The organism is Mucilaginibacter sp. McL0603, assembly GCF_049992945.1.
GTDB lineage: Bacteria > Bacteroidota > Bacteroidia > Sphingobacteriales > Sphingobacteriaceae > Mucilaginibacter.
In genome coordinates this window covers 2914609-2940177 of record NZ_CP188251.1, presented here as the reverse complement: position 1 = coordinate 2940177, position 25569 = coordinate 2914609, and the positions used below count along the sequence as shown (strand labels likewise).

Here is a 25569-nt window from a genome sequence, read left to right as displayed (position 1 = left end):
ATTTTTGTTTAAACAAGCTTCCACATCTTTCACGTCGGTGACCCGGGCCAAAAGCGTCACCTCACTCTTGGCCCCTTCCTCAATTGCTGGCGTGTTGTTTTGGCCTGTTGTTGTCCCAAATTTTGAGCGGCATTTTCTTCCTGCCTCTGCTGATCTGAGAGTTGCTGCAGCTGGCGGGGCGATAGATATTCCGCACTCATTTCTTCCCTGAATTTGGCTATTTCCTCCGCAGGGGCATTCCTCGCTTCCTTAAGCCGGATAACTGTTTGCATTTTCTCTTCAAAATATTGCATCATTTTGGCCGGCCATGGCTGGTCAAACACTTGTTGGAATACTTGTACCGCATCGGGGGGATTGGTGGCGATCAGGTGTATTCCGTCAATATCGGACTTTTGATGAGATGTCGCGTTTCGGCCATAGATTTGCAGTTTATTATATAACGATGCAGATTGAACTGTTATTAGGGTCGGTACCAGTTTACTGTAACGGTCATCATGAGCTTCCTTGATCACCATTCTTCCTGTTTTTTCTTTGGCTTTCATTTCTTCAAACCGGACATTTGTACCCAATAAACTTATTTTAGGGTGCACTGCTATCAATTTGATTTCCACCCGGTAGCCTTTCTGCTGCAAATCAGCAATGGTTTTATTCATTACCAGGCCGGATGAAAAAGTAGTTTCCAGGATATAATTCAACCGGTTTGCTTCACAGTAAACTTTTAAGCCATTATTCCAGTCCTGCGCATATTTGGCGGTTAGTTCAGGATAATAAGTTTCGAATCTGTGCTTAATTTCTTCAGCACCGGGGTGATAGTCCCTAAAATTATCGGCGTTGCAGCTAACGATATTACCGCCTAATTCAATCCGGGCCAATCTTTCCAGTTCCGTTTTCCCTGCACCGGGTTGCCCGCCTGTAATAATAACCACCGGGCTTTCAGATGGCTTTTTGGCAGTAGTAAGGTCATCAATTATGATCTTTTGAATCCGCTCAAACTGCTTTGGTGAAACCGCGTTCAATGTCTCGAGGGACGCTGAAAAATCGATCGTATTCGTATCGCTTAGATCTGAAGTTTTTTTTTCTCGGCCTGTAAAATCGGGCTATATTTTTTTATAACCTCATCCATGCGTTCAAGGCTCGCGAAATTTTCATTATTGTTTACTGCGGCAATTGCCTCTTTGCGTAACTCGATTAGCTCCGCCAAGCGTTTTTGATCGGGATCTGCTTTATCCTGTTCTTTCATATGCTCGCGGGATGCCAGGGCTACAAGTCCGTTAAGTATAGAACTGGCGCTTTCGGTCAGTGAATACCAATCCAGCGGATTGCGTTCCTGTATAGTAGACGTCGGCGTTAAAGGCAGGTCATTTTTTTTAGCCAGCTCCAGATACTCCTGGTAATCCATACTCAGGTTGACCCTTATAGGCTCCCCGGTTACCACATCTGTCACAAATTGGGTTTCCATAATTTTTTCCATGTCACAATCCAAATTTAATAAATATTAAGTAATTCTTTATTAGTTGCCAAACGCAGGCCGTCGCTTTTATCCTGTTCAAACAACTTCGGCCCTCCCATTTTTCCAACGATCAACAAAGTGCTATAATGAACAATTCCCAGCAAGCACAAAGAGCCCTCCTTAAAAAAAAGACATAGCAATCCCTGGAATGGCGAGGCTATTATTTGCGTAAGGGATGTCTGCTTTCCAGGCTGCTCCCCTTCTGTCCTTCCAGTACTTTAACGATATCCTCATATTTGTAATACATGATCCCGCCGATTTTTGTAAACTGCAACGTACCGTTTACCCTGAGATTCTGCAATGTGCCAGGCGATATTTTTAACAGGTTCTTTACCTGGTAACTTTTTAGCCATTTCTGCTCCCCGAATTGGGGCTTGTTCATGATCTGTTGCATCTGCTCGAACAGTTCCTTTTTGAACAGCTCGAGATCATCTTTTGTAATTAATTCCACGTTCACTTTTCACCCCCTCCTGTTATTTATTGGCTTTTCTTTTGTTCAGCCAGTCCCCAGCTACCTTTTCTTTTTTCCCTCACCAGCCTCTCCGGTATTATTACAGCTTCCCGAAGTATCGCAGCAGGTGAAAAGAAAAAACCCCGGAATAACACTGGCCATGATCCTGTTTATTTCTGCTATCAAAAATAAATGTATACTTTCAAACCGTCCTCATTAAAATATGGGGAGGATCGGGCTACAAATTCGCCCGCCGCCGCTCAGGCATCATCCGGATTTTCCCCGGACAATTTAGAAAATCGATTGATCTGAAAGATCTATTTGTTCGCTAACCGCCGGCTCAGTTGAGCCATATCATCACCGAGTTTGCTTTCCACCACTTTGGCATAAACCTGAGTCGTCCGGAGCTGAGTGTGGCCCAGCAATTTGCTCACAGTTTCAATTGGCACCCCATTGGTAAGCGTCACCGTGGTAGCAAAGGTGTGACGAGCAATATGAAAAGTCAGGGGTTTAGTGATGCCGCAGATATCTGCGATCTCCTTCAGGTAACTGTTCAGTTTCTGATTAGTCAAAGCCGGAAGCAGCTTACCTTCGGCGAGTACCTGGGGATGGTCCCGGTACTTCCTGATGATCGCCAGCGGCTTTTGTAATAGGGGTATCTTAACCGGTTCATCACTTTTTTGGCGCCTCGTGAGCAGCCAGTATTCATCCGGTCCACGTTCAACGAGATAATCCTTCTTCAGATTGAACACATCGATATATGACAGCCCGGTATAACAACTGAATATAAAAAGATCCTGGACTACTTCCAGGCGCGGAACGCTGAATTTCTTCCCCTCTATTGTCTTTAGTTCTATCCCTGTAAGGTATTGCCGCTCTACCTTCTGAAACTTTAGCTTATAGGCTTGAAAAGGGTTTCTGACCAACCATTCCAGCCGTACCGCCAGATTCAGCAATTTACAAAAGCGTTCGATATGTTTCATCACCCCATTGGTGCTAAGGGGCCTCTGCCCCTTTTCAGGTTTTCTTTTTCTGAGATAATTTTCAAACAAAGTAATAAACTGATAATTCAGCTCCGACAGGAACATGTCTGTTGTTTTTAAATGAACTTTCAAGAACTCCTTTACATATTTTTCAGTAGTAATATAATTTTTCATCGTCCCCTCTTCCAAAATGGTCCCTTCATGTACCCTGTGGTAATCCATAAGAGCGCACAAAGTCTGATCATTTCTATCATCCCCGACGAATCTTCGCTTCACGAGTTCCGCTGTAATTGTCTTCTTTTCAAGTAGTAATTCCTGGTAACTCTCCACAATCCCGCCCCGGTAACGTTCAAGAAACTGACTCAGTTTGGCAACCTCTTTCGAAGCTCCCTTAGGCATGCCCTTGCTTTCATGCCAGTTCGCCGGCGATACTGAAGCCTTAACAGAAAGGTCTGTCCGACTGCTGTTTACGGTAATCCTTGCATAAATAGGTGCTTTGCCGTCATTCGTGGCTTTGTACTTCCTTAAATAAAAGATAACGCCAAAGGTGTTGTTCATTGTTTTCATATTTGTCAATTATTAAGTTACGAATAGCATCAGATTGACGGTTTTTAGTGTCTTTTGCCACCTGGGGCAAATTTCCACAGTTTTAAACCCATAGCAAAGGGGGCTAAAAACAATCAAAATAAACTAAGCAATCAATTGACTATCAAATACTTAATATGCTATTTGTGCCCTAATATAAAATATAAATATAGGGCACCGAATAGGGCACATTTTCTTTGATATAACTTGAATAAATTGGGCTGGAATAAAACTAAAAAGCCCTTAAATCATAGATTTAAGGGCTTTTAGATACTGGTTGGTACCGCTTTAGTCGGGATGGCAGGATTCGAACCTGCGGCCTCCACATCCCAAATGTGGCGCGATACCGGGCTACGCTACATCCCGATTGGGGTTGCAAAAGTAAGATTTAAAATCTTCTCCGCAAATATTTTTTAAAAAAGAACGCAAGAAATTTTCAATAATTAATGAATTTAAATCAGGGGGCTTATTTGATGAAAGCAAATACCACTGATCCTCATTGTGTTACGCGTCCTATACCAAATTGATCTCCAGCTCTTACAGGCTTGCCATTTTCAAAATCAACCTCAACCATTTTTTCGCTGCCCACATTATTGTTAAATTCATCCTTTAGTGTTAAAAGAACTTTTCGTGTTTTCACATCGATCACTTCTCCGCTTGAGGGATAGGCATATTTGCCATCCAGGCTAAAAGTTATCCAGCCCGGCATATCTTGTAATAGTATGGTAGTTAATTGCTGATAAGGTTCAACAGCACTAAAAATGTGCAATCGCATGTTAAACCCATCACAAAGCCACAGCTCCTTTTCATCAGGTGTAAGACCAATACCATGACTTGGGTTACCATGACGCCTGACAGTGCCCGTAGTCCACCCCTCTACCTCTATATGATTAAGTTTTTTACCGGTAGTTATATCCCCTACTTCAAATCCAAGCAAGCTATCCACCGTTACATAAGCTCTGGTTTCTTTTCCATTAATTGTAAACGGGCGGATGTAGTTTCCGAACGGGCCAATTTTTCCAACCACTTCATTGGTTTTTGTATCTGCTATTTTTAACCAGAGCGAGGCAATATCATCCAGGTAAACATGATTTCCTGACAAACTATAAAGCGTATTATGAGATTTGGTAAAACCGTTGACCTTTTTTATAGTTTCACCAGTCTTGCAATCTACTACATTCCATACTTTCCCTTCAAGATATGGCAAATACATTGTTTTACCATCAGGCGATATGGACATGCGGTCGCAGCCGCCCTCGATGGTTTTCTCCCATACGATCTTCCCCGACGAAAGATCAATGCGCTGCAACGTTTCTAAAGTGCTGATATAAATACTATTCAATGGAATACTGACTGCTATTCCTTTAACATTTGATGGTCTTCCGTTTGGATGCAAGCCCCGGGTTTCAATCCTTTTCACAAACCTGTGGCCATGATCCATATCGAACACCAACAAACCATGCCCCCCATATCCCATATAATCTCGTATTCCAGGTACCGCCACATATAAGTAATGTCCCGAAACAGATTCATTTATTTGATTTACAATCTTCTTTATAGGCAATCTCATTGCCATGAACAATAAAGCAGTAACAGGCAATATTAAAATAAAGCGACTGGCTTTTGTTTGCATAAAAATTGGTTTTTATGTAATTGGTAATCAAACATAATAAACTTACCCGATTGATCTTATTAATTAATTGGATATAGCCTAAAACAAAATGCCACTTGTAAACAAGCAGCATTCAATTTAGCAATGAGGGAGATGCCTTTTTTGATTTTTGAGATATGTTATTCATTATTTGTTTTCAATGTCGGTGTTAATATAATCATTATCAGTAAAAAATACCCGGTAAATTACCAGGGACTACCCTCAACTAGTTCAACTAATTATGCTCAACCTCGGCGTTTTATTTTTCATTAGATAGCGAGTAAGGAAAATCGCTATCCTTTATGCCTCTTTGTTTATTTGGTGTGGCCGACATATTAAAGTTGAGCACTGCGCCTTGCATCAGGGCTTTATGATCCAAATAATTAAAATCATAAGGTTTCCCGTTGTAGGTAAGCGTGCTTACATATTTATTATCGGCACTGTTATTTGGTGCATTGATGATCACTTTCTTACCATTCTCTAACGTCAGTGTTATCTTGTTAAACAGTGGAGCCCCTAAAACATATTGTCCGGCGGCAGGGCATACCGGGTAAAAACCCATTGCCGAAAATACATACCATGCCGATGTTTGTCCATTATCTTCGTCACCACAATAACCATCAGGCGTAGCCTTATACATTTTGTTCATAGTTTCGCGGGCCCAGTATTGTGTTTTCCAGGGCTCGCCTGCATAGTTGTATAAATAGATCATGTGCTGTATAGGCTGATTGCCGTGCGCATATTGTCCCATTCCGGCTATCTGCATCTCACGTATCTCGTGTATCACCTCGCCATAATAGCTGTCATCGAATATTGGCGGCAGCGTAAATACAGAATCCAGTTTAGCTACAAACTGTTTTTTGCCACCCATCAGATTAACTAGTCCCTGGATATCGTGGAACACCCCCCAACTGTAGTGCCAGCTGTTACCTTCAGTAAAGGCATCGCCCCATTTGAATGGATTGAAAGGAGTTTCCCATGTGCCATCTTTATTCTTTCCGCGCATTAATCCGGTTGAAGGATCAAACAGGTTCTTATAATTCACGCTGCGTTTTTTATAAATGCCGATCTCTGATTCGGGTTTATTCAGCGCTTTGCCCAATTTGTAAATAGCAAAATCATCATAAGCATATTCCAGCGTGCGGGCAGCATTTTCATTGATCTTTACATCATAAGGTACATAACCTAATTGGTTATAATATTCTACCCCTCTCCTGCCCGCAGCACGCGGACCAGTATTATTAGCATCGTGGATCAACGCTTTGTACAAAGTTTCAATATCATAACCATGCAGCCCTTTCAGGTAAGCTTCGGACACGACAGAAGCTGAGTTGTTACCCACCATCACATCCGCATACCCAGGGCTTGACCATTCGGGCAGCCAGCCGCCTTCTTTATAATCATTGATAAGCCCTTCCTGCATTTCTTTATTGATAGATGGATAAACCAGGTTCAGGAAAGGGTATAAAGCTCTGAAGGTATCCCAAAATCCGGTACCGGCAAACATGTAGCCCGGTAATACCTCGCCGTTGTATGGGCTCCAGTGCACAATGGCCCCTTTAGCATTAACCTCGTACATTTTATTCGGGAAGAACAACATTCTGTACAGGCAGGAATAAAAAGTGCGTTTTTGATCCAGGGTACCTCCTTCAACCTCTAATTTGCTTAAGGTTTTATTCCAGGTCTCTTTCGCTTTTTGTGCGGTTGCATCGAAGCTGTCGTTACCCAACTCGCGTTTCAGGTTTAGCTCAGCTTGTTCCAGGCTGATGAAGGAAGATGCTACCCTTAGGTGCACCTTCTCCCCTGCTTTCGTTTTAAAACCAATCACTGCACTGGCATGTTTTGAATGCACCTCGGCAGAATCAACCTGTGTACTATCACTGAACAATCGTGTCAGTGCTATTGACTTATCTACATAAATTACAAAGTAATTCTTAAAATTCTTCAATGGCCCCCATGAATGGCGGGTTGAATATCCAACGATCTTGTTTTCACCAGGAATAACTTTCACATAGGACCCCTTATCAAAAGCATCGATCACTATAAATGAGCTGTCACTTTTTGGAAAGGTAAACCTAAACTGTGCACTGCGTTCTGTTGGCGCGATCTCGGTGGTCACATCATGGTCGGCCAAATAAACACTGTAATAATAAGGTTTTACGATTTCGGTTTTGTGCGAAAACCAGCTTTGGCGACCATTTTGGGTCACTTTGATATGGCCTGTTTCGGGCATAATGGCAAACTGACCGTAATCGCCCATCCAGGGTGACGGTTGATGTGTTTGCTTAAAGCCGTTGATCTTATAAGAATCATACGTGTATTGCCATCCGTCGCCCATTTTGCCGGTTTCGGGTGTCCAAAAGTTCATGCCCCATGGCAGTGCGATAGCCGGGTAAGTGTTCCCATTTGACAGATCATATTTAGATTGCGTACCCATTAGCGGGTTAACATAATCTGCAGGCGACACTTGTTTCTGTGCAAACAGCGAAAATGGAAGAAGAAGGGTTAGAAAAAGAAGGGATGATTTCATGTATTATATTTGTTTATAGCGATGGTTTAAACCCATCGCTATGAATTAATTGCAAAGTTTGGATGCCGGATAATTTACCATTCCAAATTTACCTTGATGCCATCCGGGCTGTTTTCAAACCCGAGGTAAAGGGTATTTGATGATTCATCCCATGATGATTTAACATCGGTAACAGTTTGTCCGCCGCTGTTGGTAACCGTTATCTTTCCGGGTTTCGAAGGTAGCAAAACACGGGCGCTATTCAGTGTATTTGCAGGGCTTTTAGCTGTAAAAGAGAAATTATTTTGCATTACACTGACATCATATATCCTCGATGCCGATGCCAGCACTTTTGGCTGCTTTTTATTGGCAACACGGCTCTATTTTTTGATAGCGGCATATCGTTCATGATGCTGATCATTACCCGCATTTGAGTAAAGTAGAATTTCAGCTCTAAAATAGACTTTTTTAAGAAAGTAACATTTACCTGTTTTTAAAAACAACCGATAACGCTGCTAATCAACATCCCGACCTCCTATTATTTGTGACAAGAAAAATAAGACAGTGAATTAACCCTTTTAGTCTTCCACACCCTTATATATCTTTAAGACTTGGTCATGTATTTCCTTTATTTGTTTGAGGATCGCCGTTTCCGTTAATACCTGGAAGCATTAAAATTAAAAACATGAATTATACTAGGAACAGATACCTTTATTATAAAAGATAATAAAATTCAACAGCAGACTTTTGTCGACATGGTAAAATTTGTCAATTAAAATACCACCCGATTTCAAAAATTCCTACAGGAAAATATGGTGAGCTTATGATAAACGAGCACACCCCTGCCGCAAAAACTGAAGGGGTATTGAGATTTCACATTATACAGAAAGGCCCTTCAATAATATTTAATATCCCCAGCCAAATAAAGATGGCGATGCTTTAATATGCTTATTATCAATTTAAAGATGATTTTACTATTTAAATCTTTATTAGGCTTATCAAATAAAATAATATATTAATTCTTATGTTATAATAATGACCTTTGGAGTAATTTGAATAGAACTCACTTAAAGTTATTTCAGTATGTCAATTTTTATGGACCGGCACGATGTTTCCGAAGCGGTTACAGCGGAAATTGTGGCACAGATACATCAGGAGGATTTAAAGATCCAGGATCAATATAGCTGCAGAGGACTAACTTATTGGTTTGATGACCATAGGAAAACAGCTTTTTGCCTGATCGAAGCACCCGATGCGGACGCAATTAGAAAAATGCATGCAAAAGCACATGGTGATGTACCGCATAGGGTAATAGAAGTTGATGCAAGTTTAGTTGAATCATTTTTAGGGCGCATTGAAGATCCCGTTAAGGCCCAGAATACAGCATTAAATATTATTAATGATCCTGCTTTTAGGATCATAATGGTCATATCATTAAATGGTGTTCCCGCACCTTCCAAATCCGATCAACTTAAATCATCTTTGAAGTGTCATAATAATGCTATTCTTGAACTGTTAAAGTCATATGAAGGCGGCGTGGTTAAACAGAGTGAAAACCATTTTTTGATCTCGTTTAAATCTGTCACCAAAGCGGTACGGGCCGCGGTTGAAATCCAATTATTACTTAATGAATTTCAAGATAAAATGGCGGGCAGACTTAATCTGAAGATAGGATTGAGCACCGGAGTTCCGGTTTCGGAAAGAAATTTAATTTTTGAAGATGCCATAAAATTGGCCGAAAGGATGTGCAGGATTGTTCAGAGCGAGGTTATAATCGGTTCAGAGGTCAAGGAGTTATATGATAGCGAAAACGCAAATGCCTTAAACCAGGATAATATATTTTGTCTGACAAAACAAGACGAAAGATTTTTAACGCTTTTGATGGATTATCTTGAATCTACCTGGACCAATACTAATTTAAAAGTTGATGATTTTAGTAAGCCTGTAGGATGCAGTAAATCTCAGCTATATCGCAAATTGATTTTACTTACCGGCAAATCACCGAACACTTTTATCAAAGACTACAGATTAGATGAGGCTTTGATTTTATTAAATAAAGGCAACCGGAACATTTCGGAAATCGCTTTTGAGACGGGCTTTAATAGTCCTTCATATTTTTCCAAGTGCTTTCAAAAAAGATATAACTTTCTTCCTTCCAGCTATTTAGCTGAATAGCATTTTATCAATTCGATCCTCTTCCGCACGTTTGAACCAAAATTGCTAATAATTGAACTAAAATTTGTAGTCACCAATTTGGTCAGCATCTAATTTTGATAAAAATAAATCTGATGAAGTTCCTTAATAGGATCAGGGGCCATACCGGTTCCGAAAAGGAATTTTTTAATCAGGATAATTAATCCTTTAAAATACAATATTATGTCAGTTTTAGTTAAGGACTTAAGTCAGTCAGTTATCGAAAAATTCATCCGGGAATTTCAAGGTGAAGTAATTCTTCCTGAAGATCCTACTTATAACGAAGTTCGTAAGGTATACAATGCCATGATCGATAAACATCCTGGGGTGATTGTCAAGTGTCGAAATGTTGGTGATGTTGTAAATGCTGTGAATTTTGCCAGAGAAAATGATCTTTTAGTTGCTGTTAGAGGAGGTGGGCACAACGGTGGTGGATTGGGGCTATGTGATGGCGGCCTGGTAATTGACTTATCAGGAATAAAGTTTGTGCAGGTTAATGCTGATGAAAAAACCGTTCGTGTTGGTGGCGGCAATTTATGGGCAGAGGTTGATGCAGTAACTCACGAATACGGTCTTGCCGTACCCGCCGGTATCATATCTACAACAGGTGTAGGTGGGTTGACTCTTGGAGGCGGGATTGGATATCTGGCCAGAAAACATGGTCTCACCATTGATAATTTGCTTGAAGCAGAAATGGTTTTAGCAAATGGTGAAACGCTTACCGTTAACGCCAGCAAAAATCCCGACCTGTTTTGGGCTATCCGCGGAGGTGGCGGCAATTTTGGAATAGTTACGTCATTTAAATTCCAGGCCCATCCTGTTAAAAATGTTTTTGGAGGGCCAACACTATGGCCTATTGAAAAAACTGAAGAGATTATGGAATGGTATCATAATTTTATTCATAACGCACCCGATGAGCTCAATGGGTTTATTGCTACCCTCGTTATTCCCGGCCCGCCTTTTCCGGAAGAGCTGCATAACAAACAATTTTGCGGGATAGTATGGTGCTATTCAGGGGATTTAGAAAAAGCAGAAGAAGCATTTAAACCAATTCTTGCAATGAATCCTCTATTTAAAATGCTGGGCGAAATGCCATATCCAGCTATACAGCAAATGTTTGACGGTATGCTTCCCCCAGGTTTGCAATGGTATTGGAGAGCTGATTTCTATAACGATATCAATGAACAAGCGAGGGCTAAACATCTAGAATTCGGATCAACCATACCTACTCCACTTTCCCAAATGCATCTGTACCCGCTTAGCGGCGCTGCGGCACGTATTGCAAGTGATGCTACGCCCTGGGCTTTCAGAGATGCAAAATATGCCGGAGTGATAATTGGAGTTGATCCCGATCCAGTGAATGCGGATAAAATTACGGATTGGTGTAAAAATTATTGGGAAGCCTTACACCCTTTTTCTGCCGGGGGCGCTTACTTGAATTTTATAATGAACGAAGGGCAGGATCGCATAAAAGCAAGTTACAAGGGTAATTATGAACGTCTGACGATAATTAAAAATAAATATGATCCAACTAATTTTTTTAGGGTCAATCAGAATATTTTTCCCAAAAAAACTGCTGTTAACCCAATATAGAGATTAGCATCACTTTCGCACAGCTTATTACCCCTCCTTCGCAAACTGGTTCGTATTGCGATTAAAGCTCTTTATAATACCGATGGCTTTTAAAGGCTGACGGTATCTAATAAAAATTAAGCGGAATAGAAAATAACCCCTATTCATTTTCTGTACCTGCAAAGAAATGATTTGTAAAAATCTTTCTCTTGAACATAATATATCTAATCAAAAATCAATTACATGAAAATAAAAGCTATAGGGTTAGTTTTAATCTCGATGATGATTTCAACTCAATTATCATGCTCAAAAGAGAAACTTGTCAAAAATCCCGTCCCAGTCCGGACAATTAGGTTTGTACTATATGCAAAAAAGGACTTTTCAGATAATAAGGAGAACATTACTTTTTCTTTATTCATAAGAAATCAAAAAAGGGTTCTTTTCGATTCTACAATTTCTGTAATGAAAATAAGGGATATCCCGGATTCGACAAAAAAACTAGTTTTTGAAAAAAAGTCCCAAATGACGACGGCTCTGAATTGGCGGCTGGTTTCCATTATACTATTGAAGGCGTGGGTAATTCTTCGCATTTGGATACTTGCAGAGCCGGGGAATTGTTCAAAGTGATTGACTTTCCTTTTAAATAAATTGAAAACACTAATTAAGTAATAACCGAGAATTTTAAATTGTTGCAATGATCAATATATATAACAGAAAGATAAATAATCCGAAAATTTATCGCCAGTTCAAATGTGGGGAAAGTTTGATCACTTTGTACAACTGCCCTTTAAAATCACGTTTCCAGGATGTTTGGAGTCATCATAACTATATCGTTTATGTAATGGCAGGGCGAAAAGTATGGCATACTTCTCATGGGTCTTATGAATTGAACAGAGATTCTTGCGTCTTTGTCAGGAAAGGCGCGTCTATCCTTGAGCAATTTTTCGACGGCGCTTTTTGCCTCGTCGTTTTCTTTTTACCCGATGAGTTTATTTGCGATGTACTGAGAAGTAAAACCATTCCCCTATACCGGCCCGAAGAAAAATATCAACCAGTCATATCGCTTAATAGTGACGAGCCGGTTAGAGCTTTCTTTCAAACCATGGTATTACTTTTCGAAAGCGGCCGTGAGCCCGATCCCTCACTGATAGAGATTAAGTTTAGGGAACTAATTTTGACACTGGCCGAGGACGCTCACAACAGTGAGTTATTGTCATTTTTCGGTTCATTACTTCATGAACCCCAGGCAGTCTCACTACAAGCGGTGATGGATGATAATTATTGTTTCAATCTAAAATTGGAAGACCTGGCAGTTTTAAGTAACAGGAGCCTGTCTACATTTAAAAGAGATTTTAAAAGACACTTTCAATGTACCCCTGGCAAATGGCTTATGGAAAAGCGGCTGAATCATGCTATGAATTTATTGACCAATACGGACAAAACCGTTAGTGAAGCTACTTTTGAGAGCGGCTTTGAGAGCCCTTCTCATTTCAGCCGGGCATTCCGCGATCGTTTTGGTGTAACGCCGCGCAGCCGGAAAAAGGCAATCAGCCAGTTGAACTTTAAGGGCAACTTTCTGAACTTGTAAGCAAAGTCCGTTCTAATTTGAGGCTATACTTTTGTACTGTATTATTTAAAGTATTTTATATTATGAAAAATTTAAGAACACTAGTATTGAGTTTAATTTTACTATTCGGCTCAGCAAAACTAAAAGCAGCACCCTTTAAACTGGGTGAAAAATTATCAACTATTAAAGAAGCCGTAAATACATATATCAGCGCAATAGCCGAAGGTTATATAAAAAATTTCGGGTCGATAGTCGATCAAAATTTGAAATTTTTGATGCTTGGAGGCAAAAGCATGTTGAGCTTTACAAAAGCAGAGATATTAACCTTCTTAATGGAAAATCAAAATTTGAACCAGGGATGCATCATAAACACATCACTTATAAATAACGGTAATGAATTGGCAGTTGTTAAATTTGATATGGTTTATCCAGACTTCACACGAACGAACTATGTAACTTTGGTTAATACGGCAAATGGCTGGAAGATAAACGCAGTATATTCTGTCTCCAAGTAAACCAAGCTGGAAATCAAGTCTGTAATCATCATTACAGGCTTGATTCACTTTAAAGCTATTTCTACAGATGGCTTGAAGTCTCATTATAAATGGCTTAACTCAAAGACCACCGGACTGTTTCAATTTTCAAAACATCATCCTAAGTAGAAACTCAATCATTTATTCCATTGTTTTAATGTCAGTATCAATTTTTAGAGTATAAGAAACAATTGGTTAAACCGACCATCAACCGTTATCCGAAGATAAATGTACATCTCTGTATTTTTTAATTTTCGGCTATGTTTCATGAAAAACATAAGCCCAAGAGTTTTTTCTACCATAATCGCGCATTTTTAAAGGTTATAAATGTAGGCTTTTAAGCCTTTTTTTCAAGATGTTAAATTTTTATAACGAGTTGTATTAAAGATCATTATGTTACTTTTATGATGTCTCTTTGAAAAAAGAAAGGCTACACAATCGCGTAAAAAAATAGCCCGTTTTTTTTGACATATTTTGACGTATGGGTAAAATAAAAAAGCCTGTAAATTAGTTGATTTACAGGCTTTTGAGCATTTTTGATATTTGCTTCAGCGGTGAGGGAGGGATTCGAACCCTCGGTACAGTTTCCCGTACGTCAGTTTAGCAAACTGATCCTTTCGGCCTCTCAGGCACCTCACCTTTTTTAATATAAAACCCCATTTTTGGGATTGCAAATATAGTAATTCGTATAAGTCGTCAAAAAATATTTTCAGTATTAGTTGAATAAGTTGATTGAGTTGGATTAAGTTGCCTGAATTAGAATAAGTTGGATTAGTCAAAATAAATTTCATTAACTGTTTAATCACTTAACCTAACCAACCAATCAACTATTTAACTCAATCAACTAGCTTAATAATCCATGCGTACATGATAGATACTCATCAGCATCCGTTTGAAGATCGTTTTAATAGTTTCGATATCTTTCAGTGTTATATTGCTGTCTTTCAATTGATCCTGATTCAATTTGTATCTCACAATACGATCAACCAGGTCGCTGATGGATTTCTCATCCGGCTCGCGTAGCGAACGGGATGCAGCCTCAACAGAGTCGGCAAGCATCAAAACACCGGTCTCTTTTGAATATGGAATAGGTCCCGGGTACCGGAAAATATTTTCGTTAACAAACTTCTCAGGGAAATTTTTCAGAAACGACTGATAAAAGTAATCCACCCTGGTATTACCATGGTGAGTCCGGATAAAATCTACAACTATCTCCGGCAGGTTGGCCTTTCGCGCCATCTCAATACCTTTACTCACATGACGAATGATTATCTGGGCACTTTCCTCATAAGACAGCTTATCATGAGGATTAAAGCCAGGACTCTGGTTTTCAATAAAATACAAAGGGTTTTCCAATTTGCCAATGTCATGGTACAGTGCACCTGCCCTCACCAGTAAAGCATTACCACCGATAGAGAAAATAGCATTTTCAGCCAGGTTAGCAACCTGTAGCGAGTGTTGAAAAGTACCCGGCGCCGTAAATGCCAGTTCGCGTAGCAAAGGAGCATTGGTGTTGGTCAATTCGATAAGTGTAATATCTGAGGTAATGGCAAACACTTTTTCGAATAAATAAATAAGCGGATAAGCCAGCAGTGTTAATAAAACGCTTACTACAAAAGGTACAAAATCCATCCAGTCAATAGTGGTCAGGCTACCCTCGCGGATAAATGATATTCCCAGAAACGACAGAAAATAGCCAAAGGTGATAATAACCGCTGAGATGAGGAACTGCTCACGCCTGATCAGATTTTTGATACTATAGATTGAAACCATACCGGCTGTGATCTCAAAATAAGCGAACTCAAAACTGTTAGGTACAAAAAAGCCTGCTACTAATATCACCAGTATATGAATATTCAACGCAAGGCGTGTATCAAACAATATTCGGATAATAATAGGTACTATACAGTAAGGTATGTAATAAAGATTGGGCAACTGTAGCCTTATAGCCAATGATAAAGATGCCAGCATGGCTGTGACTACCAATAATATAAGGCATACTAATCTGTTATCGTCATATATGTCCCTGCGAAAGAGGTAAAGAAACACCACCAGCAAGCATATCACTATTGAAACTAATAAAAACTGGCCCAGCAAAACCAGGCGGCGATCACCATTTACCCTCGCATTATCTTCAAAAGCCTTTTTAAATGATTCGAGTTTCTGGTATATGGCATCATTGATCACCGAACCTTTTGCTACGATCACCTCTCCTTTTTGCACCATTCCCCGGGTTTGGGACAACCCCTCCAGCACCTCTTTTTCTAGTCTCGAGGTCAGCTTATCATCATATCTAAGATTATTTTGTAGCCTGTTCTGTATCAGGTCAAGCAAAAACGTTTTGTCAATATCTTTGCGATTGCTCAGCTGCTGATTGCAATAAGCCACAGCTTTTTCCTTTGTATATACATCAGCGGTGTTCCTATCCGTAGCTACATTTTTGTTCAGAATTGTAATTGGATAGTTTTGTTGGCTTTGCTGATATTTAGGATTTAACGATAATATCCCCTTGTCATAAACTTCCTTCAGTAAACTTTCACCTTCCAATAAATAAGATTGCTTTTTGCGATCATTAATACCGGCGTCATGCCATTTTATTTCGAAATCATTTTTAAAGCCCTCTTGCTGGGCCTGGCCCATATCACTATCCAACTGGTAAACCGGAACTACACTGCGCAGGGCAGCCTGCTGATCATTCTCAATTTCCGGCGAGGTCTTTAATATAGCGAAATTATAGGGTGATAACAGGTCTTTTTGTGTCCAGATACGCCCGCGATCATACTCATATCTGAATTTGGCCTGTTTTGGTAATGTGAAAACAATGAGGCAAATACTGGCTGCCATCATTAAATACTTCACATTATCAGAGTATTTACGCATGATAGCCTTTTGGCGCGAAGGAGATAGTTTAGCCATTTATTTGTTTGTGGTATCAAAAATAATATAAGTTTCTGTTATCTACGGATTTTCTTGCTTATATCAATAGTTAATTGATATCTTTATGATATCAATTTAAAATCACATCATCATGAATACTGAAAAAATCATCAGCCCTCCTTCCGGCTATCTCGCCTTTTCATTATTTTTAATATTGCTTGCTTTAACTGTGCTTGGACTTGCATTTAAAGAAATAGCAGCTGCTGCCATTTTAGGGATAATTAATTTTGTTTTTGTATTACCGGGATTAGTTATTGTAAACCCCAACGAATCAAAAGTGCTGACACTTTTCGGCAAATATGTGGGTACAGTAAAGCATGATGGCTTTTTTTGGGTAAACCCATTTACTGTAAAAAAGAAAGTATCGCTAAGGGCTTTTAACCTGAACGGACAACAACTTAAAGTTAACGATAAGGTTGGTAACCCGATTGAAATTGCTGCGGTAATTGTTTGGCGGGTAAAAGACACGGCTAATGCAGTGTTTGCCGTTGAAAATTATATCCAGTATGTAAACATACAAAGCGAAGCGGCAGTAAGGCACCTGGCCAATTCATTTCCTTATGACAATATTGAAGACGAAACAGCCAGTATCACTTTAAGAGGCGGCGCCGAGCAGGTAAGTGTTTTATTGGAAAAAGAATTGAACGAGCGTTTAGATCGTGCGGGCATTGAAGTACTGGAGGCGCGCATATCGCATTTAGCTTACTCTCCTGAAATTGCACATACTATGCTACAAAGGCAACAGGCATCAGCCATTATCTCGGCACGCAGATTAATAGTTGAGGGCGCAGTTGGCATGGTTGAAATGGCATTAGCCAGGTTATCAGAAAAAAACATTGTAAATCTTGATGAAGAACGCAAAGCAGCAATGGTAAGCAACCTGCTGGTGGTTTTATGCGGTGACCGAAGTGTTAATCCTGTAGTTAATACAGGTACTTTGTATCATTAATTGAATCAGTATAGTATAAGGTCGCGTATGGGCACTATGTCAAATTATGGCTGAAAAGAAAGCATTTATATTGAGAATTAATCCTGAAGTGTTGAAGGAAATAGAAACCTGGGCCGCTGACGAATTCAGGAGCACTAACGGGCAGATCGAATACCTGCTGCAGCAAGCTTTAACTATGCGGAAGAAAAGCACCCGGAAGAAAGACCAGAACAACAGTTAAAGGCTAATTCAGTTTAGTTCATTCTAACCAAATCAACTATTTGCCCAATAATTATTATGCATGCATAGTATTTCCTTTTCATCAAAAACTCTAAATTTGCACAGCTTTTAAATCAATTTATGAAAGAAGTATATATCGTATCCGCTACCCGCACCCCTATCGGCAGTTTTGGTGGAAGCCTTGCAGCATTATCTGCAACACAATTGGGTGCCTTGGTTATCAAGTCAGCTGTTGAGAAATCAGGATTAAAGCCTGACCAGGTGCAGGAAGTTTATATGGGTAACGTAATGTCGGCAAATTTAGGCCAGGCACCGGCTACACAGGCAGCCATATTTGCGGGCTTGCCTTATTTGCCGGCTACTACAGTTAATAAAGTATGCGCATCGGGCATGAAAGCGCTTATGCTTGCAGCACAAAGCATTACTTTAGGGCAAAATGATATTGTTGTTGCTGGCGGAATGGAAAGTATGAGCAATGTGCCATACTATCTCGATAAAGCCCGTAATGGATATCGTTTGGGAAACGGGCAGATCATTGATGGCCTGGTAAAAGATGGCCTATGGGATGTTTATAACGATTACCACATGGGATCAGCAGCAGAATTGTGCGCCACCGAATGCAAGATCAGCCGCGAAGAACAGGATGCCTTCGCTATTGAATCATACCACAGAGCACAAAAAGCCCAGGCTGAAGGTAAGTTTAAGGATGAGATCACCCCCGTCGAACTAAAAGACAAAAAAGGCGACATCACTTTATTTGCTGATGATGAAGAGCCTAAAGCTGTAAAATTCGATAAAATACCAACGCTGAAACCTGTTTTCAAAAAAGATGGCACAGTCACCGCAGCCAATGCTTCGACTCTGAATGATGGAGCTGCCGCCCTGGTCTTGATGAGCAAGGAAAAAGCAGATGAACTTGGCATAAAGCCGTTGGCAAGAATAATATCTTATGCTGATGCCCAGCAAGCGCCAGAATGGTTCACTACAGCACCTTCAAAGGCAATACCATTAGCTCTACACCGTGCAGGCCTGTCATCTGAACAGATAGACTATTTCGAGATCAACGAGGCTTTCTCTGTTGTATCCATCGCAAATAACCAGAATCTAAACCTCGATCCGGCAAAAGTAAACGTTAATGGCGGGGCAGTTTCAATTGGCCATCCCCTGGGTGCTTCGGGTGCGCGAATTATTGTAACTTTACTGCATGTATTACAACAAAACGGTGGTAAATTTGGTGCCGCCGGAATTTGCAATGGTGGCGGTGGTGCCAGTGCAATGGTTATAGAAAATTTGCGTTAACTAGATAATGAAGAAGATACTGATACTATGTTTAATAGCTGCAGCAATGCCGCTATGGGTCCTTGCACAGCATTCAGATGATAGTGGCAACACCAAACTGTTAATAACCTACCAGGACAGTTTAACTGCCCTCGGAAAAAAGTTTATTAACAAAGACACCGAGATGGAGCGGATGAATGCCAATACGGAGTTTATCAAAACATTGGTTAAAGCGCTTAAAATACCCCATTCTTTCGATTTTCCGTTCGATTCTGTTAAAAGCATCAGTATCGTCAATTCGCCAGATAAACATTTCCGTATGATTACCTGGCACATCGCTTTTGATGATGGCAGCTATCGCTTTTATGGAACCATACAAATGAACGCCGGTGATAAATTACAGATGTTCCCGCTTACAGATTACTCTCCTTTAATAAAAAAAGCAGAGGATACAATAACCAACAATACTCAGTGGTTTGGCGCACAATATTATAGCATTATACCTGCCAATGCCGGACAGAACCCATATTACATATTATTGGGCTGGAAAGGAAATACTATAAAATCGACCAAAAAAGTAATAGAGGTTCTCTCCTTTGGTAGCAATGGAAAACCTGTATTAGGTCTGCCTGTGTTTGACGGTAATGGAAAAACACGCAACCGTGTTGTATTTGAATATACACGCCAGGCTTCTATGTTATTGAAATATGATGCAGATAAGCAGCTAATAGTTTTTGATAACCTTGTACCGCCCGATGCTAAATTAAAGAGTCAACCAGAATCGTACGGCCCCGATCTGAGCTACAATGGTTATCTTTTAAAAAATGGCAGGTGGGTTTATAAAGAAAATCTTGATATGAGAAATACAGCTGATAGCCATGACGATAATTATATCGACCCCAAAAAACAAGCCGAAATAGACAAAGCTACAGCAACACAGCATTAATTAGTTTAGTAGTTGATTGAGTTGGATTGGGCTGATTAAGTTATGAAGACTTATAATATAAATCTTAAATCAATCAACCACTCACATAATCAACTTAATCAATCAATAACCAAATATTCTTTATCTTCATTATAATACTTCCGATATAAAATTTTGATTTACCGGAATTATACTATTTTAGTCCCCAAATTCTCAGAAATTAACTATGCAAGAAACCCTCTCAGTATCAACGCAAGAAAAAGCAAGAATACCCCGTAGTGTGCCATATATTATTGGTAACGAATTTGCAGAGCGGTTTAGTTTTTATGGCATGCGCAGCATTCTTGCTGTTTTTTTGGTTCATCAGTTTTTTAGTCATGAGGGCACAATAATAGCTAATGCGCATTCAAATAGTATTAATCATACTTTTTCCACATTGGTTTATGCTACTCCTTTGCTTGGAGCAATTTTGGCCGATTGGTTTTTTGGCAAATACAGGGTTATATTAATTGGCTCCCTAATCTATACTATCGGGCATTTTTTGCTATCAATGTTTGATACCTCATTAGGTGGGTTTGAAACCGGGCTCATTATCATAGCATTTTCTGCAGGTGCAATAAAATCCTGTGTTTCTGCAAATGTTGGCGATCAGTTCGATCATAAAAACCAGCACCTTATGACCAGCATCTATAGCTGGTTTTACTTTAGTATAAATGCTGGTTCAATGGTTAGTTTGTGGCTTATACCTCTTATTTACGATAAGTTTGGTGCTAAATGGGCATTTGGTGTACCGGGAATATTAATGGCATGTGCTACTTTTATTTTTTTTTCAGGAAGGAAAAGATATGTAAGAGTGCCTCCAAAAGGCATTAACAAAGCCAACTTTGTATCAGTAAGTCTTTATGCACTCCTTAACAAAGGGTGGAAAGCAGCACAAGCAAAATATGGCGATGAGAAAGTTGATGGCATAAGAGCTGTTTGGCGTGTAATGGCAGTTTTTGCATTTATACCTATTTTCTGGTCTTTATGGGATATGAATGGAGCTGAGTGGGTGTTACAATCAACAAAAATGGATTTACATTTGGGGATTTCTGATTGGACCATATTACCTTCACAAATACAAACTGTTAATGCAATATTTTTGCTTTTATTGATCCCTATTTTCAATTATATCATTTATCCCTTAGTTGAAAAATTGGGCATCAAATTAACCTCACTAAGGAAAATAGGCGCTGGTTTAGTGATTACCGGTTTTAGTTTTGTAATTATAGCTTTAATTCAAACACGCATTGAGGCTGGTGGCCATCCTTCCGTATGGTGGCAAATACTGGCATATGTTGTTTTATCAGCAGGTGAAGTTTTAGTCTCCATAACAGGATTAGAATATGCTTATACACAGTCGCCACCTTCAATGAAAAGTACGATGACCGCGATATGGTATTTTACTTATTCTGTCGGTTCATTCTTTAATGCGACTGTTAATAATAGCATTGCCAACAATGGATTTTTCAGGAGCTTTACAGGTGCCTCTTATTACTGGTTATTTGTAGGCATCTGTTTGGTTTTTGTTGTGATATTCCTGCTTGTTAGTCCTTTTATTAAAGAAAAAGCTTATTTAGCTGATGACGTACTGGCGCAGGGGCTCAATATTCAGGGTAATAAAACACAGGAAATTCATCCCGATAACCCGATTGTATAAAAAAATCCGTTTTTTTGTAAAATCTTTAAACCAAAACCCCTGTTTACGTGCCCGACAGCATTGTTATAATACCAACCTATAATGAGATTGAAAATATTGAACGGATCATCCGTAAAGTATTCTCTCTTCCCCATGATTTTCACGTACTGATCATCGATGATGGTTCGCCTGATGGTACACCTGCAATTGTTAAACAATTACAAAAGGAGTTTCCTGAACGGCTGTTTATGGAAGAGCGTGCCGGCAAACAAGGTTTAGGTACTGCTTATATACATGGTTTCAAATGGTCTATTGCTCGTCAGTATGATTTTATATTTGAAATGGATGCTGACTTTTCACACAACCCCGATGATCTGCTAAAACTACGCCAGGCTTGTATCGATGGTGCTGATGCTGCCATAGGTTCGAGGTATATCAAAGGCGTAAATGTGGTTAACTGGCCGATGAGCCGTGTGCTGATGAGCTATTTTGCATCGGTATATGTGCGTTTTATTACCGGTATCGATATCCAGGATTCTACCGCAGGCTTCATGTGCTACAGGCGCAAAGTATTGGAAACCGTACAATTGGACAAGGTAAAGTTTGTGGGCTACGCTTTCCAGATCGAAATGAAATACACCACCATTAAGCATGGTTTTAAAATAGTAGAAGTTCCTATCATATTTACCGACCGTACCGAAGGAACGTCAAAAATGTCAACCAGTATTTTCCGCGAAGCTGTTTTTGGAGTTATCCAGATGAAGATCAATAGTGTCTTTAGAAAATATCCTGAAGGCTAGTTAACCAGTTATCAGAGATTGGTGATCAGTTAACATGTCTTCCCAAATTAACCTATCATTTACAAAACTAATCACTGATCTCTGCTCACTAATCACTAAATTCGTGCAATGAATGAGCATCTTGATCCTGATCGCGAACGCCTATCTCCTGTCGAACGAGACATTGAAAAAGTATTACGCCCACAGGCTTTTGAGGACTTTACCGGTCAGCATAAAATATTAGCCAACTTAAGAGTATTTGTACAAGCAGCCCGCCAGCGTGGCGAAGCGCTGGATCATGTTTTATTGCATGGCCCTCCGGGATTGGGTAAAACTACCCTCTCCCACATCATTGCTAATGAAATGGGTGTTGGTATCAAGATCACCTCAGGACCTGTTTTAGATAAGCCAGGTGACCTGGCAGGATTACTAACCAACCTGGAAACAGGTGACATTTTATTTATCGATGAGATTCACCGCCTTAGTCCTCTGGTTGAGGAATATTTGTATTCGGCAATGGAAGATTTTAAGATCGATATCATGCTCGAGACCGGCCCTAATGCCCGCTCCGTACAATTATCATTAAATCCATTTACACTTGTGGGTGCTACAACACGGTCAGGTTTATTGACTGCACCATTGCGTGCACGTTTCGGCATTAATTCAAGGCTGGAGTATTATGATGCTAAATTATTAACGACTATCGTATTACGATCTGCATCCATTTTAAAAACTCCTATCAGCGATGAAGGCGCTTTTGAGATAGCCCGCAGAAGTCGAGGTACCCCACGTATAGCCAATGCCTTACTGCGCCGTACCCGCGATTTTGCCCAGATAAAAGGTAATGGAAATATTGATACAGATATTGCGAATTATGCGCTGAATGCGTTGAACGTAGATCAGCATGGTTTGGACGAGATGGATAACAAAATATTGATTACCATTATCGATAAGTTTAAGGGTGGCCCTGTCGGCTTAAAGACTATAGCCACCGCAGTTGGCGAAGATGAAGGCACCATCGAAGAAGTTTACGAACCATTTTTAATTCAGGAGGGTTTTCTGATGCGTACTGCACGCGGAAGGGAAGCTACCGATAATGCCTATAAACATTTGGGGAAGACACGTTTAGGTGGCAGCCGCACATTGTTTTAAGCACTGTTATTTTTCTGTTACATCAGTAATTACCATAAAAAACTTATTTCTTTTGCTAACTATTCTACCACGAAATGAAAGATAAAATGTATTTCAAAAAGTCTTCCCTTATAGTTTTACTGCTTTGCGGTTTATTTACTATTGCATCGGCACAAAAATTAAAAGTTTGCGTAGCCGGGCTCAATCATGATCATATCTACAATATCCTGAATGCTTATAAAAACGGACAGGTAGATATAATCGGTATAGCCGAGCCTAACCAGGAGCTATGGAAAAAATACGGTAAGCAGTTTAACCTGCCTGAAACCGTTTTTTATACCGATCTGAAAACCATGTTGAAAGGCAAAAAGCCAGATGCAGTTTTAGGCTATAATGCGGTTGCCAATCATGTGGACGTGGTTGAAGTATGTGCCCCGCTGGGTATTCCCGTAATGGTTGAAAAACCATTGGCAGCTACTCTTGATCAGGCAAAACGGATAGAAGAACTGGCCAATAAATATCACATCCAGGTATTAACCAATTATGAAACTACCTGGTATCCATCTTACAATAATCTTTATACTGCGGTAACCAATGACAGCATTGGCCCGATCAAAAAAATGGTGGTGCATGACGGCCACCAGGGGCCAAAAGAAATTGGCTGTAGCAAGGAATTTTTAGCCTGGCTAACCGATCCTGAATTAAATGGCGCAGGAGCATTAAATGATTTCGGCTGTTACGGTGCCGACCTGATGACATGGTTTATGCACGGGCAAAAACCAATTGCTGTAACTGCAATAGCAAGACATTACAAACCGGAAGTATATCCAAAAGTAGAGGATGATGCCACTGTAATAATTGAGTATCCTGGAGCTACCGGACAGATAGAAGCCTCGTGGAACTGGCCATTCTCCATAAAAGATCTGGAAATATTTGGCGAACATGGATATTATCATGCTTTAAATGGTACTGACATAACAAGCCGTATGCGCGAAAATATTAAGGGAGCAAAAAAAGTCGAAACTTTGCCTGCCCCGATCAATGATCCTTTAGTTTACCTGGCGGCTGCGCTTAAGGGACAGTTAGCCACACCAGATGATCAATCCTCACTCAAATACAATATGATCGTGATGCAGATATTGGATGGGGCAAAAAGATCTATCAAAGAAGGTAAAAGGATAGTTTTATAAACAGCAATCAATATTGTTGACATTTAACAATAGGATAATCCTAAATTCTTTTAATTTCGCCGTTATAAATTAAACCCCGTTATGATGTTGAAATTATCGTCTGCTTTACTGATTTTTGGTTTATTTGCTTCGCTGACCGTTCAATCAAAACCTGTTGCTACGCCTCCACAAAGTGGAAATAATGCTGCTATCATGGCACGCAAACAGGTTCCAATTTTATGTTACCATCAAATACGCGACTGGCGTCCTACTGATTCAAAAACAAACAAGGATTATATTATACCTGTTGCTTCGTTCAAATCGCACATGAAAATGCTGGCGGATGCCGGCTACCACACTATCCTGCCTGATCAGTTATATGATTATCTGACCAAAGGCACTCCGCTGCCAAGCAAACCCATCATGCTTACGTTTGATGATACTGACCTTGATCAGTTTGAGGTAGGTCGTACCGAAATGAAAAAATATGGTTTTAAAGGTGTATTTTTTATCATGACAGTAACTATCGGTAAAAAGCATTACATGAGCTCAGCGCAGATCAAACAACTTTCAGATGAAGGAAATGTAATTTCAAGCCATACCTGGAACCATAGCAATTTCAAGAAATTGTCTACTGCTAAAGATTGGGAAACACAATTAGATAAGCCCACTAAAAAACTGGAAGATATCACAGGCAAACCAGTCAAATATTTCGCTTTTCCGTTTGGTGTGTGGAATGTTCAGAATTTACCGCAATTACAGAAACGCGGCTTTAAACTGGCATTTCAATTGGCTGATAAACGTGATGCTAACAATCCATTATTAACCGTTCGCCGCATACTTGACAGTGGCTATTGGACTGACAAAAACTTGCTTAACAGCATAGAACATAGCTTTTAATAACTGCGAGCTTTCGCAATTAATTGCTAGCTGACAACAAAATAAGCCCC

21 protein-coding genes and 2 tRNA genes are annotated in these 25569 nt (G+C 39.9%); 13 read left to right on the top strand and 10 right to left on the bottom strand.

From position 1 onward, the window contains the following. Positions 1 to 56: 56 nt before the first annotated feature. The 8 genes from ACPPVU_RS13680 to ACPPVU_RS13645 form a co-directional block, all read right to left on the bottom strand. Entirely contained in the window at positions 57 to 1016 is a 960-nt protein-coding gene (locus ACPPVU_RS13680; protein WP_426667070.1) for a zeta toxin family protein, read from the bottom strand. A gap of 41 nt (positions 1017 to 1057) precedes the next feature. Then, the gene (locus ACPPVU_RS13675) at positions 1058 to 1459 is read right to left on the bottom strand and encodes a hypothetical protein (protein ID WP_426667069.1); all 402 of its coding nucleotides are present in this window, start codon (positions 1457 to 1459) and stop codon (positions 1058 to 1060) included. A gap of 211 nt (positions 1460 to 1670) precedes the next feature. Continuing rightward, positions 1671 to 1967 (bottom strand): helix-turn-helix domain-containing protein, encoded by a 297-nt coding sequence (locus ACPPVU_RS13670; protein WP_426667068.1) that lies wholly within the window; start codon positions 1965 to 1967, stop codon positions 1671 to 1673. A gap of 311 nt (positions 1968 to 2278) precedes the next feature. Then, positions 2279 to 3511, bottom strand: a complete 1233-nt coding sequence (locus ACPPVU_RS13665) for a site-specific integrase (RefSeq protein ID WP_426667067.1) — start codon at positions 3509 to 3511, stop codon at positions 2279 to 2281. Positions 3512 to 3821: 310 nt separating this feature from the next. Continuing rightward, positions 3822 to 3895 (bottom strand) — tRNA-Pro (locus ACPPVU_RS13660). Between the two features lie 130 nt (positions 3896 to 4025). Next, complete coding sequence (locus tag ACPPVU_RS13655; protein WP_426667066.1) at positions 4026 to 5162, bottom strand: YncE family protein; 1137 nt, start codon at positions 5160 to 5162, stop codon at positions 4026 to 4028. Positions 5163 to 5439: 277 nt separating this feature from the next. Then, positions 5440 to 7710, bottom strand: a complete 2271-nt coding sequence (locus ACPPVU_RS13650) for a GH92 family glycosyl hydrolase (protein ID WP_426667065.1) — start codon at positions 7708 to 7710, stop codon at positions 5440 to 5442. 74 nt (positions 7711 to 7784) lie between these two features. Next, positions 7785 to 8039, bottom strand: a complete 255-nt coding sequence (locus ACPPVU_RS13645) for a hypothetical protein (protein ID WP_426667064.1) — start codon at positions 8037 to 8039, stop codon at positions 7785 to 7787. A gap of 733 nt (positions 8040 to 8772) precedes the next feature. On the opposite strand from ACPPVU_RS13645, the gene ACPPVU_RS13640 reads away from it, so the two are divergent. The 4 genes from ACPPVU_RS13640 to ACPPVU_RS13625 all read left to right on the top strand — a co-directional run bounded on the left by ACPPVU_RS13640 (position 8773) and on the right by ACPPVU_RS13625 (position 13536). Beyond that, positions 8773 to 9864, top strand: a complete 1092-nt coding sequence (locus ACPPVU_RS13640) for a nickel-binding protein (protein ID WP_426667063.1) — start codon at positions 8773 to 8775, stop codon at positions 9862 to 9864. Positions 9865 to 10065: 201 nt separating this feature from the next. Next, positions 10066 to 11475 carry an FAD-binding oxidoreductase gene (locus ACPPVU_RS13635; RefSeq protein WP_426667062.1) on the top strand — a complete coding sequence of 470 codons (1410 nt, stop codon included), beginning with the start codon at positions 10066 to 10068 and terminating at the stop codon, positions 11473 to 11475. A gap of 673 nt (positions 11476 to 12148) precedes the next feature. Further along, positions 12149 to 13042, top strand: a complete 894-nt coding sequence (locus tag ACPPVU_RS13630; protein WP_426667061.1) for a helix-turn-helix domain-containing protein — start codon at positions 12149 to 12151, stop codon at positions 13040 to 13042. A 62-nt stretch (positions 13043 to 13104) separates the two neighbouring features. Further along, the gene (locus tag ACPPVU_RS13625) at positions 13105 to 13536 is read left to right on the top strand and encodes a nuclear transport factor 2 family protein (protein ID WP_426667060.1); all 432 of its coding nucleotides are present in this window, start codon (positions 13105 to 13107) and stop codon (positions 13534 to 13536) included. Between the two features lie 570 nt (positions 13537 to 14106). On the opposite strand, the gene ACPPVU_RS13620 is transcribed toward ACPPVU_RS13625, so the two are convergent. Beyond that, positions 14107 to 14193 (bottom strand) — tRNA-Ser (locus tag ACPPVU_RS13620). A gap of 210 nt (positions 14194 to 14403) precedes the next feature. Continuing rightward, positions 14404 to 16470, bottom strand: coding sequence for an HD family phosphohydrolase (locus ACPPVU_RS13615; RefSeq protein ID WP_426667059.1), 2067 nt, complete (start codon positions 16468 to 16470; stop codon positions 14404 to 14406). Between the two features lie 112 nt (positions 16471 to 16582). Between ACPPVU_RS13615 and ACPPVU_RS13610 the strand changes: the two genes are divergently transcribed. From ACPPVU_RS13610 to ACPPVU_RS13570, 9 genes are all read left to right on the top strand, one after another. After that, the gene (locus ACPPVU_RS13610; RefSeq protein ID WP_426667058.1) at positions 16583 to 17440 is read left to right on the top strand and encodes an SPFH domain-containing protein; all 858 of its coding nucleotides are present in this window, start codon (positions 16583 to 16585) and stop codon (positions 17438 to 17440) included. Positions 17441 to 17486: 46 nt separating this feature from the next. Beyond that, the gene (locus ACPPVU_RS13605) at positions 17487 to 17660 is read left to right on the top strand and encodes a ribbon-helix-helix domain-containing protein (protein WP_426667057.1); all 174 of its coding nucleotides are present in this window, start codon (positions 17487 to 17489) and stop codon (positions 17658 to 17660) included. Positions 17661 to 17779: 119 nt separating this feature from the next. After that, the gene (locus tag ACPPVU_RS13600; protein WP_426667056.1) at positions 17780 to 18958 is read left to right on the top strand and encodes an acetyl-CoA C-acyltransferase; all 1179 of its coding nucleotides are present in this window, start codon (positions 17780 to 17782) and stop codon (positions 18956 to 18958) included. A 7-nt stretch (positions 18959 to 18965) separates the two neighbouring features. Next, positions 18966 to 19883, top strand: a complete 918-nt coding sequence (locus ACPPVU_RS13595) for a hypothetical protein (protein ID WP_426667055.1) — start codon at positions 18966 to 18968, stop codon at positions 19881 to 19883. Positions 19884 to 20088: 205 nt separating this feature from the next. Then, entirely contained in the window at positions 20089 to 21561 is a 1473-nt protein-coding gene (locus ACPPVU_RS13590) for a POT family MFS transporter (protein WP_426667054.1), read from the top strand. A 47-nt stretch (positions 21562 to 21608) separates the two neighbouring features. Continuing rightward, positions 21609 to 22340 carry a polyprenol monophosphomannose synthase gene (locus ACPPVU_RS13585; RefSeq protein ID WP_426667053.1) on the top strand — a complete coding sequence of 244 codons (732 nt, stop codon included), beginning with the start codon at positions 21609 to 21611 and terminating at the stop codon, positions 22338 to 22340. A gap of 108 nt (positions 22341 to 22448) precedes the next feature. Continuing rightward, positions 22449 to 23471 (top strand): Holliday junction branch migration DNA helicase RuvB, encoded by a 1023-nt coding sequence (ruvB, locus tag ACPPVU_RS13580; RefSeq protein ID WP_426667052.1) that lies wholly within the window; start codon positions 22449 to 22451, stop codon positions 23469 to 23471. 74 nt (positions 23472 to 23545) lie between these two features. After that, positions 23546 to 24640 (top strand): Gfo/Idh/MocA family protein, encoded by a 1095-nt coding sequence (locus ACPPVU_RS13575; protein ID WP_426667051.1) that lies wholly within the window; start codon positions 23546 to 23548, stop codon positions 24638 to 24640. A gap of 81 nt (positions 24641 to 24721) precedes the next feature. Beyond that, the gene (locus ACPPVU_RS13570; RefSeq protein ID WP_426667050.1) at positions 24722 to 25519 is read left to right on the top strand and encodes a polysaccharide deacetylase family protein; all 798 of its coding nucleotides are present in this window, start codon (positions 24722 to 24724) and stop codon (positions 25517 to 25519) included. Positions 25520 to 25569: the final 50 nt, after the last annotated feature.